Source organism: Escherichia albertii NBRC 107761 = DSM 17582, from assembly GCF_000759775.1.
GTDB lineage: Bacteria > Pseudomonadota > Gammaproteobacteria > Enterobacterales > Enterobacteriaceae > Escherichia > Escherichia albertii.
Genome location: NZ_BBMY01000176.1, coordinates 1 through 6918 on the forward strand (window position 1 = coordinate 1; position 6918 = coordinate 6918).

At 38.8% G+C, this 6918-nt stretch carries 9 protein-coding genes and 1 pseudogene; 5 read left to right on the forward strand and 5 right to left on the reverse strand.

The window, feature by feature from the left end:
• Together EA14781_RS23960 and gltS are read right to left on the reverse strand one after the other, a co-directional pair.
• Positions 1–122, reverse strand: a 122-nt coding sequence (locus EA14781_RS23960) for a LysR family transcriptional regulator (protein ID WP_001713919.1), incomplete at its 3' end; no start/stop codon positions are given.
• Between the two features lie 230 nt (positions 123–352).
• Complete coding sequence (gltS, locus tag EA14781_RS21245) at positions 353–1558, reverse strand: sodium/glutamate symporter (protein WP_000599533.1); 1206 nt, start codon at positions 1556–1558, stop codon at positions 353–355.
• A 443-nt stretch (positions 1559–2001) separates the two neighbouring features.
• Here gltS and EA14781_RS21250 point away from each other — a divergent pair, with 443 nt between their 5' ends.
• Genes EA14781_RS21250 through EA14781_RS21260 form a run of 3 tightly spaced genes read left to right on the forward strand, consistent with a single transcriptional unit; the run spans position 2002 to position 3395 of the window.
• Entirely contained in the window at positions 2002–2322 is a 321-nt protein-coding gene (locus tag EA14781_RS21250) for an antibiotic biosynthesis monooxygenase family protein (protein ID WP_000562370.1), read from the forward strand.
• Positions 2315–2701 carry a hypothetical protein gene (locus EA14781_RS21255; protein WP_000460651.1) on the forward strand — a complete coding sequence of 129 codons (387 nt, stop codon included), beginning with the start codon at positions 2315–2317 and terminating at the stop codon, positions 2699–2701. The genes EA14781_RS21250 and EA14781_RS21255 overlap by 8 nt, the downstream gene beginning before the upstream one ends.
• Before the next feature lie 7 nt (positions 2702–2708).
• Entirely contained in the window at positions 2709–3395 is a 687-nt protein-coding gene (locus EA14781_RS21260) for an ArsR/SmtB family transcription factor (protein ID WP_001284954.1), read from the forward strand.
• On the opposite strand, the gene tetR(B) is transcribed toward EA14781_RS21260, so the two are convergent.
• On the reverse strand, positions 3373–3996 hold the full coding sequence (gene tetR(B) / locus EA14781_RS21265) for a tetracycline resistance transcriptional repressor TetR(B) (RefSeq protein ID WP_000088605.1): 624 nt from the start codon (positions 3994–3996) through the stop codon (positions 3373–3375). The genes EA14781_RS21260 and tetR(B) overlap by 23 nt on opposite strands.
• An 81-nt stretch (positions 3997–4077) precedes the next feature.
• On the opposite strand from tetR(B), the gene tet(B) reads away from it, so the two are divergent.
• Complete coding sequence (tet(B), locus tag EA14781_RS21270) at positions 4078–5283, forward strand: tetracycline efflux MFS transporter Tet(B) (protein WP_001089068.1); 1206 nt, start codon at positions 4078–4080, stop codon at positions 5281–5283.
• Positions 5284–5395: 112 nt separating this feature from the next.
• Here the strand turns inward: tet(B) and tetC are convergent, their stop codons facing one another.
• Complete coding sequence (gene tetC / locus EA14781_RS21275) at positions 5396–5989, reverse strand: tetracyline resistance-associated transcriptional repressor TetC (RefSeq protein ID WP_000428546.1); 594 nt, start codon at positions 5987–5989, stop codon at positions 5396–5398.
• An 87-nt stretch (positions 5990–6076) separates the two neighbouring features.
• On the opposite strand from tetC, the pseudogene EA14781_RS21280 reads away from it, so the two are divergent.
• A pseudogene (locus EA14781_RS21280) lies at positions 6077–6472 on the forward strand (helix-turn-helix domain-containing protein); the annotation flags it as partial.
• 42 nt (positions 6473–6514) lie between these two features.
• Here the strand turns inward: EA14781_RS21280 and EA14781_RS21285 are convergent.
• On the reverse strand, positions 6515–6918 hold a 404-nt coding region (locus EA14781_RS21285; protein ID WP_042336218.1), incomplete at its 5' end, for a transposase.

Sequence of the window (6918 nt, forward strand, 5' to 3'; positions counted from 1 at the left end):
TGCTCAGCATGTTTGAGTGCTTTACTCGCCGCGGGTTGAGAAATATGTAAAACTTCAGCCGCACGCGTTAAGGAACCACAAGTCATTACAGCATAAAAGATATCGAGATGTCTTAATTTCATTCCATGTAGCCTACTGATTATTTATTTCTACGGACTATTCTAACGAATAAAGTATAAATAATCAGATATACTCGTCATAATTCAAATTTTGGTTTAGTTGTCACGAGAATTAATTCGTAAACGTGCAAGCTAAATAGATTGACTAGGGGAATATACGGGGTAAGAAAGCGGCTCGGCATACTGCCCTATAATAAATTGTTAGGAGAAGTACGCCGAGTAGTGTGTAGCTATTAGGTAAAGTATGTACCAATTTCAATAAATATTTTAATTAAGATACTGTTTGAAATATCAACAATAAAGGCACCGACCATAGGAACGACAAGGAAAGCTTTATGTGATGGTCCAAATGCTTTTGTGACTGTTTGCATATTCGCAATTGCTGTTGGTGTTGCTCCCATACCAAAGCCACAGTGACCCGCGCTGATCACGACAGCATCATAATCTTTGCCCATCATTTTGAAGGTGACAAAGCAGGCAAATAGCACCATGACAACAGTTTGTACAGCAATGATAATTAATACTGGCCCTGCCATGCTTGCCAATTGACCAAATTTTAATGACATTAACGCCATTGCCAAGAAAAGCGATAAAGCAACGCTACCTAATACATCGACGGTCGGCTCAAACACTTCGTGTTTAAATACATGAGTCAGTGTATTACGGATAATAATACCGACAAATAAACACCAGACAAAAGTAGGCAGTTGCAGAAAAGTATCTTTAAACAATGCACTGATATAGCCACCAACAACAATACAGATAATCAGCATTGAAATGGTTTCAATAACGTTATTTGCATTGATTTTTCTTTTGACGCTTGGTTGCTCAAAAGCTTCAACGATAGTGTCGCGCTCTTGCTCGGTTGTTTTAGGAATAGAGACCTTTTTCAAAAGATGACGGGCAACAGGGCCGCCAACTAAACCACCCAACACTAATCCAAGTGTTGCACAAGCCATCGCTAATTCAACGGCGCCTGTTACACCATATTTATCAGCGAGAATAGGGCCCCATGCTCCGGCATTACCATGACCACCTGTTAGAGTAATTGAACCTGCAATTAAGCCAATAAATGGACTTTCATTCATCATGACAGCCATACTCATGCCGACAGTATTTTGAATGGCGATTAGGATCGTTACTGCAATAGTTAATAGAACTAACGGCTTTCCTCCTTTAATCAGTCGAGAAAAGTCAGAACTTAGCCCGATAGAGGAAAAGAATGTGAGCATTAATAAACTTTGCAATGAAGCATCAAAAGTAAACGAATAACCTGATGTTTTATCAATAATTAACAGAACAATTGCAACAATAAAGCCACCAACGACGGCTTCTGGTATGTGGTTTTTTTGTAGGAACGGGGTAAATTTTACGACAAACATTCCTATGAGTAGCGCGATACATGCGACTAATAATGTATAACTGGCATCTAGGATCATTTTTTTACCTCTATTAGTTTACCAGAATTTTCACTATAACAATTTAACAATAGTGAAAAATGAAGTTACTTTGGTTAACTAATCTTTAACAATGAGTTTTATTAGGGTATCCATAACTTTTAGTTAATAGGGTCATAATTTTAGTGTGATCTTAATCATGAAATATTAAAAAGATTAAAATAACAACAATGGTATTTAATGATGGGTAAACCTAAATACCATGCGGGATCCGCACTATTTTCGGTGATAGCAAAAAATAAAAAAGTATAAATAATAAACAAAATTATAAGAGAAGGAGAACATGATAAGCGCAGGCCGAGCAATTTAAAGAAGTGTGATATACAACATAAAACAGCAGCATGACCTTTCTATATTTCGTTGCTTATCGAAGTGTTAATTTTCGGGTGGATTACTCTGTTTGTTGATTAATAACGGAGAAAAATATGATTGCTGTAATATTTGAGGTGCAAATACAACCCGACCAACAAACTCGCTATTTGACTTTAGCTGAGGAGTTAAGACCACTATTAAGTCATGTAGCTGGTTTTATTTCAATTGAACGTTTTCAAAGTCTAGCTACAGAAGGAAAAATGTTATCGCTATCTTGGTGGGAAAACGAATACGCAGTTCTGCAATGGAAAAATCATGTTTTACATGCGAAAGCTCAACAAGAAGGGCGAGAGTCAATATTTGATTTTTACAAAATTAGTATTGCTCATATTACTCGCGAATATTCATTTAAAAAGGACAAGGATAATGTTTGATGTTCACGTTGTTTTAGATAATCAAATAGGACAATTAGCATTACTAGGAAAAACATTAGGTAATAAAGGTATTGGATTGGAAGGGGGAGGGATATTTACGGTTGGTGATGAATGCCATGCTCATTTTCTTGTTGAACAAGGAAAGGAAGCTAAAATAGCGCTAGAGCAAGCTGGACTGTTAGTACTTGCGATCCGGACACCATTAATTCGTAAGTTAAAACAGGAAAAACCGGGGGAACTTGGCGAAATAGCACGAGTATTGGCGGAGAATAACATTAATATTTTAGTGCAATACAGTGACCATGCTAACCAACTGATATTAATAACGGACAATGATAGTATGGCTGCATCTGTTACGCTCCCTTGGGCAATAAAGTGAACTTGCGATGGCTAATTTAATACGAAAAGAGGTTACCTTTGAGTCCTCAATAGCCGCGATAGGGGCGGCTATGTCTGACATTTCACGAGTTAAAATACTCAGTGCTTTGATGGATGGGCGAGCTTGGACGGCCACTGAGCTAAGTTCTGTGGCGAATATATCAGCTTCAACGGCGAGCAGTCATTTATCTAAATTATTAGATTGCCAGCTAATCACAGTAGTAGCTCAAGGCAAGCATCGTTATTTTCGGCTAGCAGGAAAAGATATTGCTGAATTGATGGAAAGTATGATGGGGATCTCCTTAAACCATGGCGTACATGCCAAAGTTTCCACGCCAGTGCATTTACGAAAAGCACGTACTTGCTATGATCATTTAGCTGGCGAAGTTGCCGTTAAGATCTATGATTCCCTTTGTCAACAGCAATGGATCACTGAAAATGGTTCAATGATCACATTAAGTGGTATTCAATATTTTCATGAAATGGGAATTGACGTTCCTTCCAAACATTCACGTAAAATCTGTTGTGCGTGTTTAGATTGGAGTGAACGCCGTTTCCATTTAGGTGGGTACGTTGGAGCCGCATTATTTTCGCTTTATGAATCTAAAGGGTGGTTAACTCGACATCTTGGTTACCGTGAAGTTACCATCACGGAAAAAGGTTATGCTGCTTTTAAGACCCACTTTCACATTTAAGTTGTTTTTCTAATCCGCATATGATCAATTCAAGGCCGAATAAGAAGGCTGGCTCTGCACCTTGGTGATCAAATAATTCGATAGCTTGTCGTAATAATGGCGGCATACTATCAGTAGTAGGTGTTTCCCTTTCTTCTTTAGCGACTTGATGCTCTTGATCTTCCAATACGCAACCTAAAGTAAAATGCCCCACAGCGCTGAGTGCATATAATGCATTCTCTAGTGAAAAACCTTGTTGGCATAAAAAGGCTAATTGATTTTCGAGAGTTTCATACTGTTTTTCTGTAGGCCGTGTACCTAAATGTACTTTTGCTCCATCGCGATGACTTAGTAAAGCACATCTAAAACTTTTAGCGTTATTACGTAAAAAATCTTGCCAGCTTTCCCCTTCTAAAGGGCAAAAGTGAGTATGGTGCCTATCTAACATCTCAATGGCTAAGGCGTCGAGCAAAGCCCGCTTATTTTTTACATGCCAATACAATGTAGGCTGCTCTACACCTAGCTTCTGGGCGAGTTTACGGGTTGTTAAACCTTCGATTCCGACCTCATTAAGCAGCTCTAATGCGCTGTTAATCACTTTACTTTTATCTAATCTAGACATCATTAATTCCTAATTTTTGTTGACACTCTATCATTGATAGAGTTATTTTACCACTCCCTATCAGTGATAGAGAAAAGTGAAATGAATAGTTCGACAAAGATCGCATTGGTAATTACGTTACTCGATGCCATGGGGATTGGCCTTATCATGCCAGTCTTGCCAACGTTATTACGTGAATTTATTGCTTCGGAAGATATCGCTAACCACTTTGGCGTATTGCTTGCACTTTATGCGTTAATGCAGGTTATCTTTGCTCCTTGGCTTGGAAAAATGTCTGACCGATTTGGTCGGCGCCCAGTGCTGTTGTTGTCATTAATAGGCGCATCGCTGGATTACTTATTGCTGGCTTTTTCAAGTGCGCTTTGGATGCTGTATTTAGGCCGTTTGCTTTCAGGGATCACAGGAGCTACTGGGGCTGTCGCGGCATCGGTCATTGCCGATACCACCTCAGCTTCTCAACGCGTGAAGTGGTTCGGTTGGTTAGGGGCAAGTTTTGGGCTTGGTTTAATAGCGGGGCCTATTATTGGTGGTTTTGCAGGAGAGATTTCACCGCATAGTCCCTTTTTTATCGCTGCGTTGCTAAATATTGTCGCTTTCCTTGTGGTTATGTTTTGGTTCCGTGAAACCAAAAATACACGTGATAATACAGATACCGAAGTAGGGGTTGAGACGCAATCGAATTCGGTATACATCACTTTATTTAAAACGATGCCCATTTTGTTGATTATTTATTTTTCAGCGCAATTGATAGGCCAAATTCCCGCAACGGTGTGGGTGCTATTTACCGAAAATCGTTTTGGATGGAATAGCATGATGGTTGGCTTTTCATTAGCGGGTCTTGGTCTTTTACACTCAGTATTCCAAGCCTTTGTGGCAGGAAGAATAGCCACTAAATGGGGCGAAAAAACGGCAGTACTGCTCGGATTTATTGCAGATAGTAGTGCATTTGCCTTTTTAGCGTTTATATCTGAAGGTTGGTTAGTTTTCCCTGTTTTAATTTTATTGGCTGGTGGTGGGATCGCTTTACCTGCATTACAGGGAGTGATGTCTATCCAAACAAAGAGTCATCAGCAAGGTGCTTTACAGGGATTATTGGTGAGCCTTACCAATGCAACCGGTGTTATTGGCCCATTACTGTTTGCTGTTATTTATAATCATTCACTACCAATTTGGGATGGCTGGATTTGGATTATTGGTTTAGCGTTTTACTGTATTATTATCCTGCTATCGATGACCTTCATGTTAACCCCTCAAGCTCAGGGGAGTAAACAGGAGACAAGTGCTTAGTTATTTCGTCACCAAATGATGTTATTCCGCGAAATATAATGACCCTCTTGATAACCCAAGAGGGCATTTTTTACGATAAAGAAGATTTAGCTTCAAATAAAACCTATCTATTTTATTTATCTTTCAAGCTCAATAAAAAGCCGCGGTAAATAGCAATAAATTGGCCTTTTTTATCGGCAAGCTCTTTTAGGTTTTTCGCATGTATTGCGATATGCATAAACCAGCCATTGAGTAAGTTTTTAAGCACATCATCATCATAAGCTTTAAGTTGGTTCTCTTGGATCAATTTGCTGACAATGGCGTTTACCTTACCAGTAATGTATTCAAGGCTAATTTTTTCAAGTTCATTCCAACCAATGATAGGCATCACTTCTTGGATAGGGATAAGGTTTTTATTATTATCAATAATATAATCAAGATAATGTTCAAATATACTTTCTAAGGCAGACCAACCATTTGTTAAATCAGTTTTTGTTGTGATGTAGGCATCAATCATAATTAATTGCTGCTTATAACAGGCACTGAGTAATTGTTTTTTATTTTTAAAGTGATGATAAAAGGCACCTTTGGTCACCAACGCTTTTCCCGAGATCTCATCTATTGAAACAGCTTGATAGCCTTTTTCAACAAACAATATTCGTGCTGAGTTAACCAGTGATTGATAGGTACTCTTAAAATTTTCTTGTTGATGATTTTTATTTTCCATGATAGATTTAAAATAACATACCGTCAGTATGTTTATGGTATCATGATGATGTGGTCGTGACAATCTTAAGAACATTTAGGTTATTTTATGTATATTGAACAGCATTCTCGCTATCAAAATAAAGCTAATAACATCCAATTAAGATATGATGATAAGCAGTTTCATACAACGGTTATCAAAGATGTTCTATTATGGATTGAACATAATTTAGATCAGTCTTTACTGCTTGATGATGTGGCGAATAAAGCGGGTTATACCAAGTGGTATTTTCAGCGGCTGTTCAAAAAAGTAACAGGGGTCACACTGGCTAGCTATATTCGTGCTCGTCGTTTGACGAAAGCGGCTGTTGAGTTGAGGTTGACGAAAAAAACTATCCTTGAGATCGCATTAAAATATCAATTTGATTCCCAACAATCTTTTACACGTCGATTTAAGTACATTTTTAAGGTTACACCAAGTTATTATCGGCGTAATAAATTATGGGAATTGGAGGCAATGCACTGAGAGATCCCCTCATAATTTCCCCTAAGCGTAACCATGTGTGAATAAATTTTGAGCTAGTAGGGTTGCAGCCACGAGTAAGTCTTCCCTTGTTATTGTGTAGCCAGAATGCCGCAAAACTTCCATGCCTAAGCGAACTGTTGAGAGTACGTTTCGATTTCTGACTGTGTTAGCCTGGAAGTGCTTGTCCCAACCTTGTTTCTGAGCATGAACGCCCGCAAGCCAACATGTTAGTTGAAGCATCAGGGCGATTAGCAGCATGATATCAAAACGCTCTGAGCTGCTCGTTCGGCTATGGCGTAGGCCTAGTCCGTAGGCAGGACTTTTCAAGTCTCGGAAGGTTTCTTCAATCTGCATTCGCTTCGAATAGATATTAACAAGTTGTTTGGGTGTTCGAATTTCAACAGGTAAGTTAGTTGCTAGAACCC

Bases quoted from the DNA above. Each gene is read 5' to 3' on its own strand.
- gltS (WP_000599533.1), bottom strand. From the start codon at position 1,558: ATGATCCTAGATGCCAGTTATACATTATTAGTCGCATGTATCGCGCTA.
- EA14781_RS21250 (WP_000562370.1), top strand. From the start codon at position 2,002: ATGATTGCTGTAATATTTGAGGTGCAAATACAACCCGACCAACAAACT.
- EA14781_RS21255 (WP_000460651.1), top strand. From the start codon at position 2,315: ATGTTTGATGTTCACGTTGTTTTAGATAATCAAATAGGACAATTAGCA.
- EA14781_RS21260 (WP_001284954.1), top strand. From the start codon at position 2,709: ATGGCTAATTTAATACGAAAAGAGGTTACCTTTGAGTCCTCAATAGCC.
- tetC (WP_000428546.1), bottom strand. From the start codon at position 5,989: ATGGAAAATAAAAATCATCAACAAGAAAATTTTAAGAGTACCTATCAA.